18 protein-coding genes and 1 pseudogene are annotated in these 22,721 nt (G+C 62.3%); 6 read left to right on the plus strand and 13 right to left on the minus strand.

Annotation, left to right across the window (positions count from 1 at the left end; translation table 11 throughout):
• Positions 1-105: 105 nt before the first annotated feature.
• The 12 genes and pseudogenes from Q0K62_RS02015 to Q0K62_RS02070 all read right to left on the minus strand — a co-directional run bounded on the left by Q0K62_RS02015 (position 106) and on the right by Q0K62_RS02070 (position 11,418).
• Entirely contained in the window at positions 106-1,176 is a 1,071-nt protein-coding gene (locus Q0K62_RS02015; RefSeq protein ID WP_297316318.1) for an aspartate-semialdehyde dehydrogenase, read from the minus strand.
• A gap of 134 nt (positions 1,177-1,310) precedes the next feature.
• Positions 1,311-1,874 carry an ACT domain-containing protein gene (locus Q0K62_RS02020; protein WP_297316319.1) on the minus strand — a complete coding sequence of 188 codons (564 nt, stop codon included), beginning with the start codon at positions 1,872-1,874 and terminating at the stop codon, positions 1,311-1,313.
• A gap of 13 nt (positions 1,875-1,887) precedes the next feature.
• Positions 1,888-2,709: an aspartate kinase gene (locus Q0K62_RS02025; RefSeq protein ID WP_297316320.1), complete on the minus strand. Its 822-nt coding sequence runs from the start codon at positions 2,707-2,709 to the stop codon at positions 1,888-1,890.
• Positions 2,710-2,922: 213 nt separating this feature from the next.
• On the minus strand, positions 2,923-3,525 hold the full coding sequence (gene recR, locus Q0K62_RS02030) for a recombination mediator RecR (protein ID WP_297316342.1): 603 nt from the start codon (positions 3,523-3,525) through the stop codon (positions 2,923-2,925).
• Positions 3,525-6,452, minus strand: coding sequence for a DNA polymerase III subunit gamma/tau (gene dnaX, locus Q0K62_RS02035; RefSeq protein WP_297316321.1), 2,928 nt, complete (start codon positions 6,450-6,452; stop codon positions 3,525-3,527). The genes recR and dnaX overlap by 1 nt, the downstream gene beginning before the upstream one ends.
• A 55-nt stretch (positions 6,453-6,507) precedes the next feature.
• A complete protein-coding gene (locus Q0K62_RS02040; protein ID WP_339350351.1) occupies positions 6,508-7,110 on the minus strand; it encodes an Rv3654c family TadE-like protein in 603 nt (200 codons plus the stop codon).
• A 5-nt stretch (positions 7,111-7,115) separates the two neighbouring features.
• Positions 7,116-7,505: a TadE family type IV pilus minor pilin gene (locus Q0K62_RS02045; RefSeq protein ID WP_297316323.1), complete on the minus strand. Its 390-nt coding sequence runs from the start codon at positions 7,503-7,505 to the stop codon at positions 7,116-7,118.
• Positions 7,505-7,675, minus strand: a pseudogene (locus Q0K62_RS02050) (DUF4244 domain-containing protein); the annotation flags it as partial. The pseudogene Q0K62_RS02050 and the gene Q0K62_RS02045, both read right to left, overlap by 1 nt.
• 470 nt (positions 7,676-8,145) lie before the next feature.
• Positions 8,146-8,685 (minus strand): type II secretion system F family protein, encoded by a 540-nt coding sequence (locus Q0K62_RS02055; RefSeq protein WP_297316324.1) that lies wholly within the window; start codon positions 8,683-8,685, stop codon positions 8,146-8,148.
• Positions 8,685-9,344 (minus strand): pilus assembly protein, encoded by a 660-nt coding sequence (locus Q0K62_RS02060; RefSeq protein WP_297316325.1) that lies wholly within the window; start codon positions 9,342-9,344, stop codon positions 8,685-8,687. Before Q0K62_RS02060 ends, Q0K62_RS02055 begins: the two co-directional genes overlap by 1 nt.
• The gene (locus Q0K62_RS02065; RefSeq protein ID WP_297316343.1) at positions 9,341-10,426 is read right to left on the minus strand and encodes an ATPase, T2SS/T4P/T4SS family; all 1,086 of its coding nucleotides are present in this window, start codon (positions 10,424-10,426) and stop codon (positions 9,341-9,343) included. Before Q0K62_RS02065 ends, Q0K62_RS02060 begins: the two co-directional genes overlap by 4 nt.
• A gap of 29 nt (positions 10,427-10,455) precedes the next feature.
• Positions 10,456-11,418, minus strand: a complete 963-nt coding sequence (locus tag Q0K62_RS02070; protein ID WP_297316326.1) for a hypothetical protein — start codon at positions 11,416-11,418, stop codon at positions 10,456-10,458.
• A gap of 856 nt (positions 11,419-12,274) precedes the next feature.
• On the opposite strand from Q0K62_RS02070, the gene Q0K62_RS02075 reads away from it, so the two are divergent.
• The 6 genes from Q0K62_RS02075 (at position 12,275) to Q0K62_RS02100 (ending at position 21,540) form a co-directional block, all read left to right on the plus strand.
• Positions 12,275-14,524 carry an RNA degradosome polyphosphate kinase gene (locus Q0K62_RS02075; RefSeq protein ID WP_297316327.1) on the plus strand — a complete coding sequence of 750 codons (2,250 nt, stop codon included), beginning with the start codon at positions 12,275-12,277 and terminating at the stop codon, positions 14,522-14,524.
• A gap of 94 nt (positions 14,525-14,618) precedes the next feature.
• On the plus strand, positions 14,619-15,701 hold the full coding sequence (locus Q0K62_RS02080; protein ID WP_297316328.1) for a histidine phosphatase family protein: 1,083 nt from the start codon (positions 14,619-14,621) through the stop codon (positions 15,699-15,701).
• A 28-nt stretch (positions 15,702-15,729) separates the two neighbouring features.
• Complete coding sequence (locus Q0K62_RS02085; RefSeq protein WP_297316344.1) at positions 15,730-16,392, plus strand: thymidine phosphorylase; 663 nt, start codon at positions 15,730-15,732, stop codon at positions 16,390-16,392.
• Positions 16,393-16,963: 571 nt separating this feature from the next.
• Complete coding sequence (gene upp / locus Q0K62_RS02090; RefSeq protein ID WP_297316329.1) at positions 16,964-17,602, plus strand: uracil phosphoribosyltransferase; 639 nt, start codon at positions 16,964-16,966, stop codon at positions 17,600-17,602.
• 158 nt (positions 17,603-17,760) lie between these two features.
• Positions 17,761-19,158 (plus strand): hypothetical protein, encoded by a 1,398-nt coding sequence (locus tag Q0K62_RS02095; RefSeq protein ID WP_297316330.1) that lies wholly within the window; start codon positions 17,761-17,763, stop codon positions 19,156-19,158.
• A 321-nt stretch (positions 19,159-19,479) separates the two neighbouring features.
• Positions 19,480-21,540 carry an ABC transporter permease gene (locus Q0K62_RS02100; RefSeq protein ID WP_297316331.1) on the plus strand — a complete coding sequence of 687 codons (2,061 nt, stop codon included), beginning with the start codon at positions 19,480-19,482 and terminating at the stop codon, positions 21,538-21,540.
• Here Q0K62_RS02100 and Q0K62_RS02105 read toward each other — a convergent pair.
• A complete protein-coding gene (locus Q0K62_RS02105; RefSeq protein WP_297316332.1) occupies positions 21,509-22,597 on the minus strand; it encodes a glycerophosphodiester phosphodiesterase family protein in 1,089 nt (362 codons plus the stop codon). The two genes, Q0K62_RS02100 and Q0K62_RS02105, sit on opposite strands and share 32 nt — an antisense overlap.
• Positions 22,598-22,721 lie beyond the last annotated feature (124 nt).

Here is a 22,721-nt window from a genome sequence, read left to right on the forward strand (position 1 = left end):
CTATCGGTTCCGCGGTTCCACAGTTCCGCGTTCTGCTGACCAGGGCCACAATCCGCTGCCCCGTCAGACCCCGTACAAGTCCAGCAGGCCTACGGGCCTCGCGGCTCAGACCCTGTCTGCGAAGTGCTTGGCCACGATGACCTCGGCGATCTGCACGGCATTCAGAGCCGCACCCTTGCGCAGGTTGTCGTTGGCTACGAACATGGCCAGGCCCTTCCTGCCCGGGACGGCCTGGTCCTGACGGATCCTGCCCACGAAACTCGGATCCCTGCCGGCCGCCTGGAGGGGGGTAGGAATATCGGAAAGCCGGACTCCGGGGGCCTTGGCCAGGAGGTCACGGGCCTGGTCGGGAGTCACATCCTTGTCGAATTCGGCGTTGATGCTCATTCCGTGCGAGGTGAAGACCCCGACACGCACACAGGTACAGGAGGCATGGAGGTTGGGCAGGTGGAGAATCCTGCGGCTCTCGTTACGCAGCTTCTGTTCCTCGTCCGTTTCCTCACTTCCGTCATCCACCAGGGCCCCGATGAAGGGGACCGCGTCGAAGGCGATGGTTTTGACCACCTTGGTCGGAACCGGGAAGTCGATGGCGGAACCGTCGAAGGCCAGCTTGTCGGCTCCCTGCTCGACGGCTGCAGTGGCCTCGTCCCTGAGTTGGAGGACACCCGCCCTGCCGGCCCCGGAGACCGCCTGGTAGGAGGAGACGATCAGCCGCCTGAGACCATAGGCCTTGGCCAGGGGGCTCAGCACCGGCATACAGGCCATGGTGGTGCAGTTGGGGTTGGCCACGATGCGACGGGGAATCCGGTCCAGGTCCTCGGGGTTGACCTCGGAGACCACCAGGGGTACCTCGGGGTCCATACGCCACTGGGAGGAGTTGTCGACCACGTAGGCACCGGCCTGGGCGAAGCGGGGGGCCCAGACCTTCGAGGTGGATCCGCCGGCCGAGAAGATGGCCAGGTCGATGCCCGAGAGGTCGGCCTTCCCCACATCCTCCACGGTGATGGAGGTGCCACACCAGTCCAGTTCCCGGCCTGCCGAGTGGGCGGATGCCAGGAACCTCAGATCCCTGACGGGGAAGTCCCGCTCGGCCAGAATCCGACGCATGACCATGCCGACCTGCCCGGTGGCACCCAACACCGCAACATTGATGCCCCGATCGTTGATCCTCGTCATCCTGATCTCCTCCCCGACCCCTCCGCCGAGAACCGGCTGTGCCGGCCCGAACGCCTGCAACGTCCTGGCCCTGCCTGGATTGGTCCGGATTGTTTGATTTCCGCTGGTGTTTTGATTGTACCGAAGGCCGGACTTCAGCGGCCTGTACCGCCGTAGACGACCGCTTCCACCTGATCGGTGTCCAATTCGAAGGCCGTGTGGACGGCCCTGACGGCATCATCCAGGTCCTTCAGGGGAACCAGGGCCGAAATGCGGATCTCGGAGGTGGAGATCATCAGGACGTTGATGTGCTTGTCGCTCAGAGCCCGGAAGAAGGTGGCGGTGATGCCCGAGTGGGTCTTCATGCCCACCCCCACCAGGGTCACCTTGCCCACCTCGGAGTTGATGTCGACCGACTTGAACTCGATGATGTCCCTTGCCTTATCCAGCAGAGGGTGGATCTGGTCGGCCTGGGCGCTGGGCAGGGTGAAGGAGATGTCGACGGTGCCGGTGGCGGCACCCGCCTGAACGATCATGTCGATGTTGATTCCGCCCTCGGCCAGGATGGTGAAGAGCCTGGCGGCCACACCCGGTTTGTCGGGCACCGATCGCAGGCTGACCTGGGTCTCGCTGCGGTCATGGGCCACGCCCGAGATGATCGGGGCCTCGGGGCCGTTCAGGTCCGGGAAGAGGTCACCCATTGATTTGCCGCCTGCCATGTTCATCCTTCCGTCATCCTTCGTGGTTCGGTCGGTTGACTCGCTGTGCCTGGGCCACCTGCCGCTGGTCCGGTGCCAGGTTGGGAATGTCGGAAACACCCATATCCTGGGGCATGATCAGGGTGCCCGGCCGGTGTGAGAACGAGCTGCGCACGTGGATGGGCATGTGGAACCGCTGGGCGTATTCCACGCACCGCAGGGCCAGGACCTTGGATCCGCCCGCCGCCATTTCCAGCATCTCCTCATAGGAGATCCGAGAGATCCGGCGGGCGGTGGGTACGATTCTGGGATCGGCCGTGAAAACCCCGTCCACATCGGTGTATATCTCGCAGACATCGGCATGGAGGGCCACAGCCAGGGCCACGGCAGAGGTATCCGACCCCCCTCGGCCGAGTGTGGTGGCATCGCCGTCGGCGCTGACCCCCTGGAATCCGGCCACAATGCCGACCTCACCCTGCTTCAGGGCATTCATGACCCGGTAGGGCTTGACGTTACGGATGTGGGCGGCCCCATACCTGGCATCAGTCATGAACCCCGCCTGGGACCCGGTGAAGGAGTGGGCGCTTTCGCCCTGGGCGTGGATGGTCATGGCCAGAAGGCTCATGGAGATGCGCTCTCCGGCGGTCATCAGCATGTCCATCTCCCGGGCCGGCGGGTTGGAGTCCACATCCAGGGCCTGGTCGATCAGATCGTCCGTGGTATCCCCCATGGCCGAAACCACAACGGCCATGTCGTTCCCACCATGCTTGGTCTCGATGATGCGTTTGGCCACGCGCTTGATGGAATCCGAGTCCGCCACCGAGGACCCGCCGAATTTCTGAACGATAAGAGCCACTGCTATTCCATCCGCGAAGGTTGAGACACTTGGACGTAGGTTACGAGAAGCCATTATATGGACGACCGTGGTCCTGGACGCATCGGTCACCAGCATATGGAACCCGAGCCAGACACCACAGCCGATGACGGGGAAACCACGAATCCGCCAACCATGGGAACGGCGGCCAGCGCCGGTTCCCCAGTACAGGCCCTTGACCATTCGACGAGGGCATCAGACATCACGTCGGCCGGAAATCGCCCTACCCAAGGTGATTTCATCCGCATACTCCAGGTCGCTGCCCACCGGCAGACCGCTGGCCAACCTGGTGACCTTGATTTCCAGGGGATCCAGAAGACGGGCCAGATAGGTGGTTGTGGCCTCCCCTTCGATGTTGGGGTCCAAGGCCAGGATGATTTCCTTGACCTCATCCGTTTTGAGTCTCTTCAACAGTTCGGGGATGCGCAGGTCACCGGGGCCCACATTGGACATTGGGTCGATGGCCCCGCCCAGAACGTGGTACAGGCCGTGATACTCCCCGGTCCGTTCGATGCTCATCACGTCCTTGGGCTCCTCGACCAGGCAGATCATGGACCGATCGCGACGAGGGTCCTGGCAAATCGGGCAGGGGCTGGTCTCACAGACGTTCCCGCAGATCTCGCAGAAGCGGACCTTCTCCTTGACTGTGACGATGGCATCGGCCAGGTCCTGGGCACTCTGCCTATCCGCCCCGAGAAGGTAGAAGGCTATGCGTTGTGCCCCCTTGGGGCCTATCCCGGGAAGCTTGGAGAAGGAGTCAATCAAGTCCTGAATGGCCCCGTCATAGGTTCCGGCCATCATTCACCCGCCTGTCGTGCCTGCCGCCTGCGCTGTATGTTCAGTGGATTAGCCGGGTCATCGGCGGTAAAGTCCTCGACCTTGGATACATCGAACATTCTGGTCAGGTCATCCTGGTTCAGGGTTGTGTCAGCACCCAATCGGGCATCCTGCATCGAGTAGACATCATTCTCGGGGTTGACGGCAGGCGTCGGCATTCCGCCCGTATCGGGGTCTGGTTGACCGGGTTCACCGGGATACACATGACCCCCTTGCCGAACAGGGGAATCCGACTGAACGGCCTGCCCGGGCTGGACCCTCCGGGTTGGCGGCACGAAGGAGGCAAACTGGTCACCAACCTGGAATCCCGTAGGCACGGTCTGGGATTGCGATTCAAAGCTATCCTGAGGACCGGCTGAGGTTTGAGGCTCAACTCCACCCTGGGACCCGGATTGCGGGACCTGTTCGACCTGGCCGCCCAACCCCTCTGCGCCAGCGCCTGGCATGGCCTCGGCCTGGCCGGATCCTGCACCAGGTCCAAACCCAACGGGAAGACCTGATGGCGCATCTCCAGCGGGTGCCGCATCATCCTGACCGGAATCGATCGGGGAGGCATCCGGCCCAGCAGCCGGTCTGGTCTGCTCGGGGACCGCCCATGGATCCGTATCATCGCTCAGGTCGGGAAGGGCGACCTTCTTGGCCTCATGCTCCTCGGATGGGTCATCCTTATCCTTGTCGACGGGTTTCTCGGCTGGCTGTGCAGGCATGGGACGGGCCCAGGGATCGTCGTCATCCTCCTGGGCATAAGAGTCAGTCGACCCGAACCCGGCTGCCGGCAAGGGGGCCGAAGCCTCCTGATCTGCAGACCCGGCTGAAGCTCCCTGCCCTCCTGAGACCTGCTGGTCAGCAGAAACCATCGCACCCGACGAAACGGGTTGACCAGTCAAGGGCATCCCACCGGTTGGAGCTTCCTGGCCGGAAGGCGACCCCGGGTGGTGACCTTCATCCGAACCGTCGCCGGTGCCGGCCTGGTCGCCCGCCGAGGATTTCTCCCCGTCGGGCTCACCCTGGGCTCCGGCCGCTTCACGGGCGGCATGACTCATGTCAGAAGCCGCATGGGGCTTGACGGCCGACCCCAAGCCCATGGTCGACAGGTTGGCCCTGGCCAGGGCAACCTCCTTCTTGACCTCGGCACGACGCTGGGGCGACATCTTGTTGACCGATTCCACCGGCTCCCCATTGGCGGCCGTCCCGGATGGGGCGATCATCGTCTTCTCGCCGAACTCCTGCCGGGCCCGGACCATGATGATCCTGGGAACCTTGGTCTCCCCATCCACGCTCCGGGAGGTCACTGCCATGGCAAAGGCGTGCTGGCTCAACGGCTTGTCGAAGGTCATGGCCAGCATCTGCCTGCCCGAAGGACCGGCCGCCATGTCCACGGTCGGCACCTTGCTTCTGACCACATAGTCTCGGACCTCTTCCGGCAGGGCGGCGACCAGAGCATCCCAGCGCTTGTCAAGCTCGGCTCCGGTCGGGACAGACGCCTTATCGTCTGCTGCGGATGTGGGGGTGTGCACCGCCGTGGGCTGGCCACCCTGTGCAGGTGCCACACCAGGAGCCGCAGCCTCTGCCGGATCAGATGGTGTCGAGGTCCCGGCTGCCGCAGCCGCGGAAGCAGGATTGAAGGGGCCAGGACCTGCATGCGATGCGGCTTGAGATGGCCTGGCACCCTGCCCCGACTGACCCTGTTGCTTGGAACCGATGAAACCGGACCGTACAGGAGCAGCCTGCCTGGCTGCAGCGGCAGCTGGAGCCGGAACCTGCTGAGGGGTTTCCATGGGTTCACACCCTATAGCCAGGAGACGTGCTGCCAGCAGCTCCAGTCGCATCCGCGGAGAAGTGGACCCATTCATGCTGGCCAAGGTCTTGTTCATGCAATCGGCCATGGAAATCAGGGTGGACAGGTCCAGGGCATCCGCCTGGCGATGCAGGTCTGCTGCCTGGTCGGCGTCGGAATCCTCGCTCAGCACGCTTTCGGCCTTGTCTCCAGCCAGCTTCAAGACCAGAAGATCACGGACATGGGCCAGGAGATCCTCAACGAACCGCTGGGGCTCGAACCCACCGACCACCACCTTTTGAATCACGCCGTACAGGCCGGTGCCATCGTGGTCGATCAAGGTGTCCACCGCTTCACCGATCAGGGATTCAGGGGTGAACCCTAGAAGGGCCACGGCGGAGTCGTAGGTGATGGTACCGTCTGCGGCCCCCACCATGAGCTGGTCCAGTACGGATAGGGTGTCACGGACGGAACCGCCCCCGGCCCTCATGGTCAGCTTCAACACACCAGGCTCGGCCTTGATGTCCTCCTTGGAGCAGATTTCCTCCAGATAGGGCCCCATGACCTCCTGGGGAACAAGACGGAAAGGGTAGTGGTGGGTCCTGGAACGAATCGTGCCGATGACCTTCTCGGGCTCGGTGGTCGCAAAGATGAACATGACATGCTCTGGCGGCTCTTCGACAATCTTGAGCAAGGCATTGAATCCCTGCTGGGTGACCATGTGAGCCTCGTCCAGGATGAAGATCTTATACCGATCGCGCACAGGTGCGAAGCCGGCACGCTCCCTGAGCTCCCTGGCATCATCGACACCATTGTGGCTGGCCGCGTCGATCTCCACCACGTCAATCGACCCCGGGCCTCCGGTGGACAGGTCCTTGCAGCTGTCACACTTCCCGCAGGGGTGACTGGTGGGACCCTTGGCGCAGTTGATGCACCGGGCGAAAATTCGCGCACTGCTGGTCTTCCCGCACCCCCTGGGGCCCGAGAAAAGGTAGGCATGGGTGAGTTTGTTCTCATCCAGCGCCCGCGAAAGGGGTACCGTGACCTGATTCTGGCCTATGATGCCATCGAATGTGTCAGGACGATACCGCCTATAGAGTGCCAATGCCATGGTTCAAGGCTATCCATTTCTTTAGACACGTTCGCTTTCAGCCTTCACCCTGCGGTCAGGCACAGTCGACAGGCCCGGCACGGGACGATTGGGCCACCCTGGGGACAATGAGGACAGAGGTGTCCACCCCTACCTCGACCAGGACATCCTCACTCTCAACCGTACATGCTGTCAGATCCCCATGGTTGGCGGAAGCCACTGCAGAGGCCCGGGCGCAAGGAGAACCACTACCTTCATCAAGTACCGTCGCCGCAGCCAGGGCAGAGGCGTCGGCTGCAGTACGTGCCCTGGTACGGCAGATCAGAAGATTCCCCACCATGGCCGCAATCACCAGTCCAAGAGCTACCAGTGCAACCAGGGCGATTCCCATGGATGAACCCGACCCGCAATCCTCTCCTCGCCACCACGGCCCATCTGATTTGGTTCCATGCTTCCGCGAACATGCCTTTCCGGCCTGTCCACTTGGAATCATTCGATTTCCGGTCCTTCTCCGGCGGGGTTCCACCCGACCTGATTCCACACGGATTGATTCCGTGCGACCTGATTCCTTCTGCTCTATTTCCTTCCGCCCTGTTTCCTCCTCTTCTCCTTTCGCGTCCACTTCCTTTCGGCCTTCATTCGAAACGGTCCGGCGAATGAGTTTCCTTCCATCGGCCATGGCCTTCACTCCTCAAGGATTGCAACGGCCCTGCCTTGAATATGCGGCGGCAGGATTCCAAGCGGAGTTGAGACGACCGGACAGGAAAGGGTGACCTGGACCTGGCGACCGGAACGTTCGAGGGCCAACTCAGATGACCCTCCCGCCATTCGGGACACCAGACCGGCCGGGTCGTCCTTGCCCTGGTGGATCACCAGCTCCCGGGCCGCGGCATTGGCGGCATCCTGGCAGATCATGCCGATGCGGATGGTCTGGGTCAGGGCCAACAGCAGTATGGCCAGGGCCATGACCGCCGGAAGCACTACGGCAAACTCGGCCGTCACCGTTCCTGAATCGGTTCCGGCATCCCGGAAGCAGCCGGACCTGACCCGCCCTGCAGTACTGGGTCCGACCATCAGACGCTCAGGGCCTGTTTAACCAGCGAAGACAGGAGAGAACGAACAGTATCAGACTTGAGGATGGCCAGGAGCAGCCCGGCGAATGCCGTCGCGGCTATCAGTACCACGGCGTACTCGGCCGTCGCGGCCCCTGACTCCGGCCGTGCCGTCAACACCTTGATTTTGGCAGCACCTCCTTGAATCAGAGCGAGGGGAAGCTGATGGAGGCGGCAGACACCTTCGGTCATCATCCCGTGCGCCCGCACCCGAAGCGTCTTCAGTCTGCCGAGTCCGCCTCCCCTACCCGTCTCGGCAGCCATCCGGATGCCGGTGTGTTTTTCAGAACGGGCCAATTCGGCTCCCTCCCCGTTCGGGCCTTTACCCTTGACCACCAAGTGCATGCTTGTCATAACTGCCACCTTTCCTTTCCGAAATCCCCAATTCATTGCGTTTCGTCGATGACGACGAGTCTTCCCAACCAGGTGACCCCACTCTGCCCCCGTTCAGACCTCTCATCCTCCCTGCAAGGTGCATGTGGTCAAATGAGCCCCGATGAACTCATCCTGTGGATTATCAGATGTTTGACAAAACGTTTCATCAAGACGTCAGGGAAGACACACAGCTAACAACCGGAGCGATGGAAGCATCTGGACTCGACTCAGAACATTCCGCCCGCAAAGGCGGCAATACAGGGAATGACACCAATGAGAACGAAGGCAGGCAGAATGCAGAGCCCGGTCGGTACCAGCATCCGAATGGAGAGCCTGGCAGTCTCCTGGTCCAATCCGCTGCGGGCCTGCCTCTCCAACTGCTCGACGGTGGTTTCCATCCGGTTCAGAGGCGAGGTTCCATGCCGCCAGGAGGACTCCAGACAACCCGACAGGACCGCCATCGATTTCCCCAGAAGGGGATGCCGCTTGGCCTGGGACCAGGCCAGATACCAGTCATTGCCATCACCCAACAGACGGGCCACCCGGATCAGCACCTCTGCATAGGTACCACCAAGGGTCCGCCCTACCCCAGCCAGGGCCTGGGGAATCGAAGCACCCTGCCGCAGGCTTACCGCCATCATCTCCAGGACCAGGGTGAGCGGAGCATTTGCCCTCCCATGAGGACCAAGTCGCGAGCGCAGGCCGACCGACCTGCGGAACAGTGCATTTGCGAGGCCAATCAGAATGGCGGATCCCAAGGCCTTCATCAGAGTCCGCCCTTCTTTTCCATCCCCTTCAGGAGCACCCACATCCAGATCAGCCCTGCACAATAGAAACAAGTCCCCGTCGCCAGGCAAACCACCCCTGTTCCCCACCGGAAGAGAAAAGCCAGGGGGTGAGCGCCCAACAGCTCACCCAGGAAGACCGTCAGAATCGGCAGACCGGAAAGGAGCCTGACCGTGGCCCTCGGCATGGCAAAGGCCCCATCGCGGGCATCATCCAAGGCAGCCTGACGCTTCTGCAGGGAGGCCACCGCCTGCAGGCAGTCCGACGCCCGGCACCCCGATTCGGCACTGAGGCGATACGAGGCCGCCAAAGCCGCGGCGATGATATCCATCCCCTCTCCCCGTTCAGCAGGGGGAGAACGATCCAGCAGCATGGCATGAACTCGGTCATACGTCACCTCCCTGGTAGCGAAACGGCGACCGGCCAACTCCTCGAAGGCCTCCACCAAATCACTGCCGTTACGGACAAGTGCAATCAGAGAAGCGATCAGGACCGCAGCCCCCACCGGTTCAGGCCTTGATTCCATCACCGGTTCCAGCGAATCGAGACGAGGCTTGGCACCACTACGCCCCGTCAGGACAAGAGCAAAAGCGGCAAGGGCCGGGACGCAGACCTGGACGGAGACAAGTTCGAGGTTCATTCCCGGTCTCCTCCCGGACCACTGGTCCTGATTCCCCACCGTTTGGCGAATGGACCCCAGGCCGAACCGTACCGGGGGTGACCACTGCCGGACCAAATACAGACAGGCAGACCAACCAAGGTCCCCTCGCTACCCATAACCAGCCTTCCTATCTGGGCGATATGGCGCTGACTCCCGTGACGTTCCAGGTGAATCACCGCACCGAAGGCCCCTTCGGCCAGGGCAGACAAGGCCACGGGCTGAAGGCCGGCCAGAAGCCCCAAGGTAGCCAGGCGGGAAGGTACCCGTTCCACGCTGTCGGCATGGAGGGTGACCATCCCACCCGTGTGACCGGAGTTGAAGGCCCGCAGCAGGTCGGCTATCTCCTCGCCACGGCACTCCCCCAGGATGATCCGATCGGGTCTCATCCTCAGCGTCGCCTTGACCAGGTCGACCAGGCCGACGGCACCTGCTCCTTCCACATTGGATTCCCTCGCGGCCAGGGCAACCTGGTCGCCATGCCCCTCGATCATGCCCAACTCGCGCACCTCTTCGACGGTGACCAACCGCTCCCCGGGCGGGCAGAGAGCCAGGAGGGAACGCAGGAGGGTGGTCTTACCCACACCCGTTCCCCCTGTAATCAGCAAGGTGGCACGGTTGACCACCAGGGCCCTGAGGATGAAAAGCCAGTTGTGGGGGCAGAGCCCCGATGCCGCCAGCTCTTCCAGTCCGGGTCGTCGGTGGGCCGGAAGCCGTATGGATAAGGAGGCACCGGAAGGGACCAGCGGAGCCAGTACGGCATGGATACGGATGCCCGCCTCGTTGGACGCGTCGGCAATGGGGCGGGCATCATCCAGCCGCCTGCCGAGCTGAGAGCAGAGTTGCACCGCAAAATCACGAACGGCCCCGGGGCTTGCAAAACCCGGCTCCAAGATCTCCTCCTCCATGCCCCTACCCTTATCGGCCCAGACCCTTCCCTCCCCGGTGACGGCGATGTCCGTAACGGCGCGATCCTGCACCAGATCGTTCAGGTATCCGAAAGTCAGCTCTGACCCCCATCCCTGGAAGGACCGCCGGACAGAGCCGAATTCACCTGTAGCCATCATTCGTTCACCACCGATGCTGCTCACTGTCAATACTCGACTTCGCCCGGACCCGTCAGGAGGGAATCCTCAATCACACCGATCAGGGAATCCAGAGCTTTCAGATAGGAGCGAGGTATCTTCTCCAGGCCCAGGCCGGACAGAATCGATCCGGCCAGGGAAGCGCTGGGTTTCAGCACACAGAGGGGCGGAAAACCCAGGAAATCTGCAGCCTCCTCCTGGTCGACGACCGAGGATGACCGCCCGGCACGGGGCAGGATTCCTATGACTGCCAGGGGATCGGGGCCGGCGAGATTCGCCCTGTCCGACCCCGGTTTTAGGCCTCCCCGAGCCACACCCTCTTGGCGGGGCACCCGGGCGCTGGGATCCCCATACGTGACCGATGACACTCCACCCCCATTCACACCCGCCCCCTGGAACGATTCGGGACCAACCAGGAGCGACCGGGCCCTGGCCAGTCCCAGGACCGTCATGTCAACCAGCAGCACCCTGGGCAGACCGGCCAGCGAGCGCAAATTCTCCAAGTCGGTTCCACGGCCGGCATCGATAAGGATCAGATCGGCAAAACATGACATGGCCCTGAGGGCCGCATCCATATCCCACCATCCAGGCGGACGGCCATTCCAGGGGTCATTGCTCAACACCGGAATACCGTCCCAGACCGGGAGCTCCTCCTGCAAGGCCTGGGAGTCCATCCTCCCCAGAGGGGCGCGAATCTGCCCAAGACGCAAACCAGGAGCACCCTCGATTCCCAGAAGGACATCCATTCCCCCACCCGCCAGGTCCATATCCGCTAGGACACAGACATGGGAACGCCTGGTCAACATCTTGGAGACCATGGCCACCAGGGTGGTCAATCCCGCCCCACCCGAGGCGCATAGAAAGACCAGACCGCCCGGTTTCCGGGACCTTCCACCAACATCAAGGCCCGAGCTCGTACCAGGGGTATTCCGGTTGGAGGACTCATCCATCCCTACCTTGCTTCCGGCCATCATGGCACCACCCGTCTCGCTCGACCAGGACCATGCCTGGCCTTCAATCCGCTTCTGCCTCATAGACCAAGTACACATGCACTTCATCAGCCGGACCATGAAGAAAGACGATTGTGGTCAAGTGTGAACACAGCCGACAAAACCAGACAAATTCATCAGAGCAGGGGGGGGGGGGCGATAATTCCTCCACGAAGCGCCATGAAACACCGCGAGCAATGGAAGACAGTGGACAACACCAAAGAGAGCACAGGGGAAAGAGACCCAAGAGGACAGGGCAGCCACTACCGGAGTCGAGCTGGACAGGGAGGAAAAAAAAACGAGAGCCGAGAGATCAGGTCCGGAGAAAGCAGAACCCAGTTTGGCTGGATCGGATCGGACCGGACTGGACTCGACCGGACTTAACCCAATCGACCATGCAACTCAAATAACCGCGACACGCCTGCAATTCCAAGGATGCTCAGGCGAGGAGAAGTGATTCATAACATATGCGAACATAAGCCGACCCGAAACAACCAACTCACCCGTTCTTTGACCGTCCATATGCACGATATCGAACAAATCCTTCCTTCTTTTCGAGGACCTCAACCTGGCTTGCAGCCCTTGCGAAATCTGGCATAATACCAAGTACAAGGAAAACTCAATAGAGCGGAAGCCCACAAAGTGTATGGCCACAAGGACCGATGCGTTGAACGGGCATTTACATACTTAGCCGTTGCAACGAAGATGTTGTGCAGAGATTCCGCCTGAGCAGACCTTGTGGGGCGGCCCTTCCGGGGCCGCCCCTTTATGTATGGCCACAAACGACCAGCGACCCGGCAATTGAAACGGACCATACTACGGAATAGAGTTCTATAGTATGATCCAGAAATTCGACGCACCCTCCAAGGCCATACTCAAAAGCCAGATTGCGGAGCATATAGCCGAGACCGACAAGCAGTCCCGTCATCCCGCAGGCAGACACGGCCAACCGGACACGCCCCTGCCCGAGGATCGATATTTCGACCGTGAAATCAGTTGGCTCAAATTCAACAAGCGCGTGCTCGAACTGGCGGAGGATGAGACCGTCCCCCTCCTGGAACGCGCCAACTTCGCCGCCATCTTCGCCTCAAACCTGGATGAGTTCTTCATGGTCCGCGTGGCCGGCCTCAAACGCCGCGTCGACACGGGCATCGCCGTCACCGCAGCCAGCGGACTCAGCCCCCGCCAACAGCTTCGTGCCATATCCGAGCAGGCCCACAAGCTCCAGGACGAGCACGCCCACTATGTCATCGACCACATCCTGCCCGACCTGGCCAAGGAGCACATCATCCTGCTCGGATGGGACCAGCTCAGCAGCCAGGAACAGGAACGTCTGTCGAACTTCTTCCGCAACCAGGTCTTCCCGGTCCTGACCCCCCTGGCCGTCGATCCGGCCCACCCCTTCCCCTACATTTCGGGCAACTCCCTGAACCTGGCCGTCCTGGTCGAGAACCCCACCTCCGGCAAGACCCACTTCGCCCGGGTCAAGATACCCGACAACCTTTCCCGCCTGGTGCCCGTCGACGATCTGACCGACGAGGAGAGCCGCGAGGAGCGTTACGGCTTCATCACCATGGAGAACCTGATCATCGCCCACCTGGAATCACTCTTCCCCGGCATGATCATCAAGGAGGCCCGCTCATTCCGGGTCACCCGCAACGAGGACATCGACGTGGAAGAGGATGATGCGGAGAACCTCCTGAACGCCATGGAGAAGGAACTCCTCCAGCGCCGGTTCGGCCCGCCCATCCGCCTGGAGATTTCAGACACCACCTCCCCCTTCCTCTCCCAGCTGCTGGCAACCAAACTCAGGGTCAATCCAGACGAGGTCTACCGCCTGCCCGCCCCCCTGGACTGGACCGTCCTCTTCGAGCTGCAGTCCATCGACCGGGCCGACCTGAAGTTCCGCCCCTTCATACCGACCACCAACCGGCAGATCGCCGAGGTCGAATCCAGCCAGGCCCAGGACATCTTCGCGGCCATCCGCGAGCACGACATCCTCCTCCACCACCCCTACGATTCCTTCTCCACCTCGGTCCAGGCCTTCCTGGAGCAGGCGGCGGCCGACCCCCACGTCCTGGCCATCAAACAGACCCTCTACCGGACCTCGGGCAACTCCCCCATCATCAACGCCCTGGTCGACGCGGCCCACGCCGGAAAACAGGTCCTGGCCCTGGTCGAGATCAAGGCAAGGTTCGACGAGGAGGCCAACATCGCCTGGGCCCGGCAGCTGGAACGAGCCGGTGTCCACGTGGTCTACGGCATCGTTGGGCTCAAGACCCATTGCAAGCTCTCCCTGGTGGTCCGCCAGGAGGAGGACGGCCTGCGTCGCTACTGCCATGTCGGGACAGGTAATTACAACCCCAAGACCGCCCGCCAATACACCGACCTCGGTCTCCTGACCTGCGATCCGGTGGTGGGCCAGGACCTGGCCAGACTCTTCAACCAGCTCTCGGGCTATGCCCCCAAGTCGTCCTTCCACCGTCTCCTGGTCGCCCCACGCACCGTTCGCTCGGGTCTCCTGCAGCGCATCGCCCGCGAGGAGGATGCGGCCCTGGACGGCAAGGAGGCCTGGATCAAGATCAAGGTCAACTCCCTGGTGGACGAAAAGACCATCGACGCCCTGTACAGGGCCAGCCAGGCCGGCGTCAAGATAGACATCGTGGAGCGCGGCATCTGCTCCCTGAAGCCCGGTGTGCCTGGCCTGAGCGACAACATCAGGGTCCATTCGATCCTGGGACGCTTCCTGGAACACAGCCGCATCTTCGCCTTCGCCAACTCCCAGGGCCCCCAGATTGGAGAGGGTCCTCTTTCGGGCCCCGAGGTATGGATCGGGTCCGCCGACCTGATGCACCGCAACCTGGACAGGCGCGTGGAGGCCCTGGTACGCATCACGGCCCCCGACGAGGTCCAGGGGCTGATCGAATACGTGGACCTGCAGATGGCCGATGCCACCAGCTCCTGGCATATGCAGGCGGACGGGACCTACGTCCGTCACTCACGCAACGAAAAGGGCGAACCCCTGGTCGACTGCCAGGAGTACCTGATCGACAAACACACCCGTGCATTGAGGGCCCGGCGGCGATGATGGTCTCACTCCGGACAGGCCACCCCCTGGAGAGCCCGCAGCGACCGGAATCACCGATGGTTCCTGAGGAACCGGTCCGAAGCGAGGTCAGGCCATGAGCCGGTCTGTGGAGGCTGCCGGCGCCATTCTGTACCGGTGGCGGCAGGACTTCCAGGGGTGGATGAAGTTCAGTGACAATGGCCGACCCCCTGTCGATGCCGATCCCCGTGCCGCCCTGGATGATCTGGAGCTCTGCCTGGTGCACCGGCCCAAGTACGACGACTGGAGCTGGCCCAAGGGGAAACTCGAAAACCACGAGACTCACATGCATGCAGCCCTGCGTGAGGTGGGCGAGGAAACCGGGCAGATAGCCCGCCTGGGCCCCTACCTGGACGATGTCGAATACCCCCTGGTCAATGAGGGCAAGCGCAAGGGAGGCAAGGGGGGCAGGCTTAAACACATCCGGTACTGGATGGCAACCCCGGCCGGTGAGGATCGGGCCGACCGGCAACGCACCCTCATGGGCCCCATACACAAGCCCAGCACCAAGGAGATCGACCGGATCCGTTGGGTCGGCACCCAGACGGCCAGGGGCCTTCTGACCCATCCCAGCGACCGGGCCATTCTCGACGCCTTCATCGACCGGGTGGACGAGGGGGCGCTCACCGCCCGACAACTCCTCATCGTCAGGCATGGCAAGGCGGTGCCCCGCAAGGAATGGACCGGCAAGGACGCCGACCGCCCACTCACCCCCAGAGGTGCAGGGACATCCTATGCCCTGGCCCGTGAGCTGGTGGCCTTCGCCCCCGACACAGTGGCGAGCTCCCCCTGGATTCGTTGCGTACAGACCCTCTGCCCCTTCACCGACGAGACGGACCTGCCCCTGACGAGCGTGAACCACCTGACGGAATCAGCGTTCCGCAAGGATCCCGACAGGGCCATCGAATGGTTGGATGCCCGAATGGCCGACCTTCTGGTTCAGGCAGACAGGACCGCAATGGTCTGCATGCACCGGCCGGTCATCGGCGGAATGTTTGCGCACCTGCGCGGGTTGTGTACCAGCAGGGGGCTGGCGAAGCGCCTGCCGGAAGGGTCACCTTTCATGCCCACCGGAACCGCCATCGTTCTCAGTCTGACGGGCGACCCCGCCCACCCATCCATCATCGACGTACAGAAGGTGACACCAATTGTCTACTGACAGCAACTCACGGGTCGGCGCCTCATCCATCCGCCCTTCACGAACCGGCTTTGTGGCCTCGGGAACCGGATCCTCCAGACCCTCACGTCCAGGTCAATTGGACCCAGCTCTGCAAGCCCAGCTCACCGGGGGCATGGACCCCCAGCAGGTCAGCGAAATGAGCCATGTCTCAGCCGCCTCCCTCCTGGACAAGGTCCATCACACCGAGGATCCGAAGATCGTGGAACGGGTCCTGACCCTGGTCGACCGGGAGGGGGTCGACCTGATTGCCGAACTCTGGAGCGACGCAGATCCGGACTCCCTCCCGGGCATCCTCTGGCGGCTCTATATGCTGCGCTCCTGGATGCGTCGTGACGCCGACGGCATCTCCCGGCTCTGGAGGCTGGGAGAGCCCACGGACACGGCAGCCTCGGCCATCGCCGGCGTAGATCCGGCACCCGAGGCTGCCGACATCGCCAGGACCGCCGACTCCATCCTTTCCGGAGCCTTCACCGGTGACTTCGCCGTGGCCTTGGAGCGGGCAGGGGCCTTCTGCGATGTGATCGCCAGGGGCATCAAGGCCTCGGTCCGCCAGGCCGGGCCCGGTGGCCAGCAGGGTGAATCCGCCCTGGGGACAGCATCATCGCTGAACCAAACGGCCCGCGACTTCCTCCACGGCGCCTCACTCTGGCGGCGCGGCCGTCTGGAGTAGGCGGGGACACCATCCTCATCCGTCCCGGTGAACCAGACCGACTGCCCCCGATTTCCGGCCTGGAGCATAAGTGCGTTCCCTGTCGGGAAAGCCCGAGGCGATGTCGTACAATGGTGTTTGCGTCGGACCATGCTTAAGCCCCGGGCTCCGTTTGTTGCCGCCGCGAGCGGCGTTTGCGCCGACAGGCGCTTTCATGGTTCGGCGTTTTCCTCATATCGTCAACACCCCCTCCTGAACCAGGGCATGTGGGCGACCATGAATACCACCCGAATCCGGCATATCAACCCGTATCCCTGACGTATCTGCCGGGCCGTCAAGCCCCTAAGCCACATTCATCCTGCGACGAGGCCCCCTCCACCGTCGCCGGTACTGGCATTTCTCCAATATGCCAATTTCAACCGTTACATGGGAGACCCATCTGTCCGGCAGCCACTCGGTTTACGCACGGTTCACCCCGATTCCGATGCAGCCGATTCCGTCAAAGTCCTGCAGGGCAGGCAAACCTCGTAGGGGGGGGGGGAGGCTTGCCGTCCGCTACCGGAAGCGCACAGACTGGGCTACCCTAGGAGGTATGGAACTTCATGTACTGGAACACCCGCTGATTGAACACAAGCTGACCGTACTGCGGGACAAGAACACCCCCTCCAACACCTTCCGTGAGCTGATCAGCGAGCTGGTCATGCTGGAAGCCTACGAGGCCACCCGCAACCTGGACATCGAGGACCACCCGATCGAGACCCCGGTGGCCCCCATGGTGGGTAAGAAACTCCGCTCCCCCCGCCCCATGGTGGTCCCGGTCCTGCGTGCCGGACTGGGCATGCTCGACGGCATGACCAGGCTCCTGCCCACGGCCGAGGTGGGTTTTCTGGGGATGAAGCGCGATGAAAGCACCCTGGACATCATCACCTACGCCAACCGTCTGCCTGAGGACCTGTCAGGCCGTCAGTGCTTCCTGCTCGACCCCATGCTGGCCACCGGCGGAACCCTGATCGCAGCCACCAACTATCTGGCCGAGCGCGGCGCCAAGGATGTGACCTCAATCAACATCCTGGCCGCCCCCGAGGGACTGGGCCGCCTCAAAAAGGACATCGACCCGAACATCAACCTGAAGGTCGTGGTCTGTGCGGTCGACCAGAAGCTCAACGACCAGGCCTATATCGTCCCCGGTCTGGGCGACGCAGGCGACCGTCTCTACGGCGTCATCGACTGATTCGGTTCTTTCTTTGGTGGGGGTCGTCACGCATTGACGATTCCCACCGTTTTTATAGGTAGGCAGAACGCCGTTCAATCTCCCCTGCTTCCCGGACTCGCGATGATAGGCTTCACCCTAGGAGTCGAACAGTCACTATTGCCCGGGAGAGGCCTATCATGGTTGAATCAATACAGGTCATCGACGACGGCGACAGCATGGCACTACTGGGGGACCTCGAAGCCATCGACGGGTTCCTGCAGTCGCATCATCTGCAATCATTGGCCGAGCCCATCAATCCCCATACCGACCGAGGGTACCTATCGGGAATGGTTGCACAGGTCCTTGGCGACAGGGCCATATCCGGCAAATGGGTCAGACAGGATGGGAAGGCCCCCAAAACCCTCAGCCAATACGACCTCCACCGGGACCAGCGCACGGGCCTGTCCGCAGGTACGGTCCTGGTGAAGGACGGCGGGGAGGCCCAGGCCGGGCAGCGGTTCCTGGGCGGGGTGGAATCCGCCCTGTCTCCGGTCCTGCTGACCAGCATCGGTGCCCTGATAACCCAGTATGAACTTCAACAGACCATGCAGGCCATGGTGAAGTACCTGCAGAGAATCGACAGGCATGTGGACGATATCCTGCGCGCCCAGCGGGACACGGTCCTGACCAACATGGTCGGTGCCAACCTGGTCATCGAAGATGCCCTGGCCGCGCGCAACCAGATCGGGCACGTTTCGCAGACCACCTGGGACAAGGTGCAGGCCACGTCGTTGGCCATCGCCCAGACGCAGGCTTACGCAATCCGCCAAATCGATGACATCACCGAGAAGATGGGCGACGGATCAGGGGCCCATGACCCGGGCACCGACATGGGGAATTACCGGGATCAGATCAATGAGTGGCTGGCCGTCCTGGCCGGATCGCTCCGACTGCAGGATGCCGGCACGATCCTGGAACTGGACCGGGTCGCCCAGGTGGAACCCGATGAACTCGACCAACACCGCCGGGCGGCGAAGACCTCGCGTGAACACCGTGTCCGCGTCATTTCCGATAATGCCGACCATCTGCTCAAGCAAGTCGATCAGACAGCGGAAAAAGCCAACCAGGAGGTTCTGCTCCATCCCCAGCAATCGCCGCGCATAGTTGATTACTGCAACCTGATCAAGCAGGACATGGCGGAATTCGGCCAGGGCATCGGACTGGACCGGAGCAGCGACCCGCTCATCTCCCGACCCTGGCTGGACGCAGCCCGTGACACGACGTTCCGGATCATGGAAACAAGCAGGGAAGGCATCGACACCGCACGCAACATCGGCGGGCAGGTTCTCGGAAAGACCCTGGAAGGCGCAAGCGCCGCCTGGGACCTGAGTGGCCAGGTCCTTGACCGGACCAAGGGAGGTGTCGACAATGCCCGCGACCTTGGTGACCAGGCCCTGAACCAGGCCAAGGAACTCAGCGGCAGGATAGCCGATTCGGTCTCCCGCCAGTCATCGGAAATTCTGCATACCGTTAATCCGAAAAAGAGAATAACCCACCTCTTCCACCCGGATGGGCACAATCAGGATCCCCAATAGCCGACATCCCGGACGGCGCGAATACCATCCCTCCCGGTTTCCTCCCCGATCTGTTTCCATGTGCCGCCCGAGCGGCCCTGAGCCCCAGCCTTCCAAGAACCAACCCGCGACGGTCTCAGCTGACAGATTTTCGCCCATCCGGGCATGCCCGGCATCCCCATGCCATATTTCCCGGTGTGATCAGGTACCCTGATTCATCACTGATTCGACCCCGAAAACACCCTGAGGGACAGTCCTTCCTGTGCTCGAATGGTGGTATCCGAACAATCGGGATACCCCGATGAGACGGATCCATGGGAATCGGATGGAGGGACTCCTGCTATGCAGACGACAAGGACGAACAGGGCACCATACCCGAATGCCGGAACCAGAACCGGAACCGTCAAGAGGCCGGATCTGCCTTCTCTGGTACTATCCCTCCTCCATGAGCACCGAGCCTCCTACACGGTCATGGTCCTGGCGGTCATTGCCTCATCCGCGCTGACCAGCGCCTGGGTCCAGGTCGCATTGGCCGCGAGAATGGGCGACGGGATGCCGGACATGCGGACCCTGAGCGTCTTCGACCGCACCATGGCACAGAGCGCACAGGAAGCTGCCAAACAGCTGTCCATCATGGCCGCCTGTGTCTGTGGGTTCATCTCGATCTTCCTGGTCATCACCTCCGTAGGATTCCTGATTGAACGTCGCCGGCGTGAGTATGCCATGATGCGTCTTTCAGGAGCCTCTCCCAGGCGGGTGCGACTGATCTGTCTGCTGGAGTTCATCATTCCTTTGGGCCTGGCCGACCTGATCGGCAGCGCGGCAGGCTGCTTCCTGGTTCCCTCCTTCGCCAAGTCCCTCATCAACTCGGGTCTCGAACAGCTGAGCATGACCGCCCGGCCCCATCCCGAGGGGGTCCTCATCTCCTTCGGTGGCATCCTTCTGGCCTGCCTGATAGGGGCCTGGTTCGCCGCCAGGAGGATCACATCCATATCTCCCATCGAAGCCATGCAGGCATCAGAGCACCGGGCGGGAGCCAAGCCAATCGGCCCCTTGCGCCTGGTGATCGCCCTGGCAGGCCTGGCCGGTGGCCTGGTCCTGGTCTTCCACAACTTCCGCGACATGGATGTGGAGAGTCAGATTCTGGCCGCCACCGGCTGCATGCTTGTCGCCGTCGGCGCTCTGGCCCCCGTCCTGGTATCGGCCTGCAACAATCTGATAGGCATCCCCTTCCAGCTCGTCTCCCACGGTTCCGGCCTCCTGGCCAGGCAAAGAGCGTACAAGGAAAGCCGCAGTTCCACTGCCATAGCCCTGCCCGTCATCCTGATGCTGGTCATCATGACCGGTATGCTGAGCATGGCCAGAACGAGCTGGGCCAACTCAACCATCAACCAATACAAGCCGGTCACGGCCGACGTCCTGATCAGTGCAGGAAGCAAACGAACAGGGGACCTGGACCGGCGACTTCAGTCTTCATCGGACATCGAATCCGCCGTCACCTACAGCAAGGATGTCTGGAAGGCGGAAGAAGACAGAACCAGCGCGGACGACGATGAGGAGGCAACGGACAACCTTCCCGCCATCACGACCATGCACATCAGCAAGGCCGGCAATGCCACCGACGAACTCAGCCCCATCTTCGTCAAGGGGTCCGCCGATGACCTGGGTCCTGGCAGGATTGCCGTCACCCCGGATTGGTCCTTGTACCACAGCAAGCGGGACCCCTTGGGGCACAAGCTGGTCCTGGTCGACAAGAACAACCGACGCCATACCGTAACCATCACCGCCGTAGTTGACATGACCCACACAGGGAGGACGGAGCAATACCTGAGTACGGATACCGATCTGATCGATCTGGCACCCGACCCCAGGGGGCTGACCACCCTGGTCAAGGCCGCACCGGGAGTCCAGACGGACGACCTGGTCGGTCGGCTCAACGGTTCATGGGACCACAGGGACATCAAGGCGCGCACCAGGAAAGAGCACATCAGGTATGACATAGGCAGGTCCCAGGAAGTGCAACGGGCCCTGCCCAAGATGGTGGGTGGAGCCGTCATCCTCACATCCATCTTCCTGGTCCAGTCCTGTGCCATCGCCGTCAGCGAGCACCGTCAGGAAAATCGCAGGATGCATGCCGCCGGTGTTGTACGTGGAACATCGGTCCGCGCCTCCGTCTGGGAATCGATGATTGACACCCTCTCGGCCACCCTCCTTTCGGCCCTGGCCATGGTGGGCGTGCTGGCAATCATCTTCAGGGCCTTGTCGAAGCAGGTCGACATGGACATGGTGCCACTGCCATACGATTACTTCCTCATCATGGCCCTGTGCGCGTTGGTCCTGGCCGCCCTGGTCTCCGGTGTCTACGGCTGGTTCAGTTCCCGGGCAGATAGGACTCGAAGATGATGCCGTCGAAATCCGGGCCGACGGCCTGCTGGGCCTGTTCGGAACGAATGGTCCAGGCGATTGGGACCCCGCCCAGGAACCGGTAGAGGCGCATGGGCACAGAGTGTCCACCATGCCACTCGCAGGCCACGAAGTCCGGCCGCCCCAGCCAATTGAAGAGGAGGGAGCCGGCCATCCACCGCAGGGCAGAATCGAAGGAGTTCACCCGACCGTGGTATGGGGCCACCAACTGCCCTCGGGTCACCTCGGGCCGGTGGGCCCGATACCAGGCAAGCGCCAGGACATTGAAGGATTCGATGACATAGTCACCCCGATAGGCGGAAAGGATGTCATCTGTCTTGCTCATGAGCTCCCTGTCCAATCCGCCGTTCATTTTGATCTCGACGACCAGGGGCACCCGGCCATCCACCAGGGCAAGCACCTCGGTCAGGAGAGGTACGTGCGGGGCCTCGGGACCCCCGACCTCCCCGCCTCCCGTCTGTCTGCCTCGACCTCCGACATGATCGGCATGCATCGGGCTCCTGTCATCGGGGCCATCCATCACGCCTTCCCCGGTGTAGAGGGGAATCTGCTGCAATTGTGCATAGGTCAGGTCGGCCACGGCACGATTGACACCCGCCACCCTTCGCAGGTCCCCGTCATGGATGACCACCACCTGGCCGTCACGGCTGAGGTGCACATCCAGCTCGATGCCATAGCCTGCCTTACACGCGGCCTCGAAGGCAGGCAGGGAGTTCTCCGGAGCCACAACCCTGGCGACCCCCTCCGGCCTCCCCGGTGATGCATGCCTGCCCGCCGGTCTTGCCGATTCGACATGCAGACACTCATGGACCCGGTTCAGATACGCCGTCCGCCCGGGACTGGGCTCGTTCAAGTCCATGCCAGACCCGGCATCGTGCAATCCCCTGTGAGCATATGGACGGAAGGACAGGCCCTGCGTCCGTCTCCTGCCAGTGACCACCGAAAGCCCCGGTGCCAGGGCCCAGCACCATGCCCCCAGGGCCCCGAGCCCCAAACCCAGTGCGACCTTGCCGACCGAATGTTCCTTGGACCTCATCATCGCCTCCCGCCGTCAGGTATGTCATCATCCACGCTAGCATCACGGAAATGTAATCCGGGTTTGTCAATTTGACTTCGAGTGGCTTCAAAGACATATGGTGGATGAGAGGGCAAAAGCGGTT

This window comes from uncultured Bifidobacterium sp. (genome assembly GCF_945269915.1).
GTDB classification, from domain to species: domain Bacteria; phylum Actinomycetota; class Actinomycetes; order Actinomycetales; family Bifidobacteriaceae; genus Bombiscardovia; species Bombiscardovia indica.

Excerpts from the sequence above, each read along its gene's own strand:
- Q0K62_RS02060 (WP_297316325.1), bottom strand. The coding sequence starts at position 9,344 with ATGAACCTCGAACTTGTCTCCGTCCAGGTCTGCGTCCCGGCCCTTGCC.
- Q0K62_RS02065 (WP_297316343.1), bottom strand. The coding sequence starts at position 10,426 with ATGGCTACAGGTGAATTCGGCTCTGTCCGGCGGTCCTTCCAGGGATGG.
- Q0K62_RS02020 (WP_297316319.1), bottom strand. The coding sequence starts at position 1,874 with ATGGCAGGCGGCAAATCAATGGGTGACCTCTTCCCGGACCTGAACGGC.
- upp (WP_297316329.1), top strand. The coding sequence starts at position 16,964 with ATGGAACTTCATGTACTGGAACACCCGCTGATTGAACACAAGCTGACC.
- dnaX (WP_297316321.1), bottom strand. The coding sequence starts at position 6,452 with ATGGCATTGGCACTCTATAGGCGGTATCGTCCTGACACATTCGATGGC.
- Q0K62_RS02015 (WP_297316318.1), bottom strand. The coding sequence starts at position 1,176 with ATGACGAGGATCAACGATCGGGGCATCAATGTTGCGGTGTTGGGTGCC.
- Q0K62_RS02080 (WP_297316328.1), top strand. The coding sequence starts at position 14,619 with ATGAGCCGGTCTGTGGAGGCTGCCGGCGCCATTCTGTACCGGTGGCGG.
- Q0K62_RS02105 (WP_297316332.1), bottom strand. The coding sequence starts at position 22,597 with ATGAGGTCCAAGGAACATTCGGTCGGCAAGGTCGCACTGGGTTTGGGG.
- recR (WP_297316342.1), bottom strand. The coding sequence starts at position 3,525 with ATGGCCGGAACCTATGACGGGGCCATTCAGGACTTGATTGACTCCTTC.
- Q0K62_RS02075 (WP_297316327.1), top strand. The coding sequence starts at position 12,275 with ATGATCCAGAAATTCGACGCACCCTCCAAGGCCATACTCAAAAGCCAG.
- Q0K62_RS02070 (WP_297316326.1), bottom strand. The coding sequence starts at position 11,418 with ATGGCCGGAAGCAAGGTAGGGATGGATGAGTCCTCCAACCGGAATACC.
- Q0K62_RS02095 (WP_297316330.1), top strand. The coding sequence starts at position 17,761 with ATGGTTGAATCAATACAGGTCATCGACGACGGCGACAGCATGGCACTA.
- Q0K62_RS02100 (WP_297316331.1), top strand. The coding sequence starts at position 19,480 with ATGCAGACGACAAGGACGAACAGGGCACCATACCCGAATGCCGGAACC.
- Q0K62_RS02055 (WP_297316324.1), bottom strand. The coding sequence starts at position 8,685 with ATGAAGGCCTTGGGATCCGCCATTCTGATTGGCCTCGCAAATGCACTG.
- Q0K62_RS02045 (WP_297316323.1), bottom strand. The coding sequence starts at position 7,505 with ATGGTCGGACCCAGTACTGCAGGGCGGGTCAGGTCCGGCTGCTTCCGG.
- Q0K62_RS02040 (WP_339350351.1), bottom strand. The coding sequence starts at position 7,110 with ATGGCCGATGGAAGGAAACTCATTCGCCGGACCGTTTCGAATGAAGGC.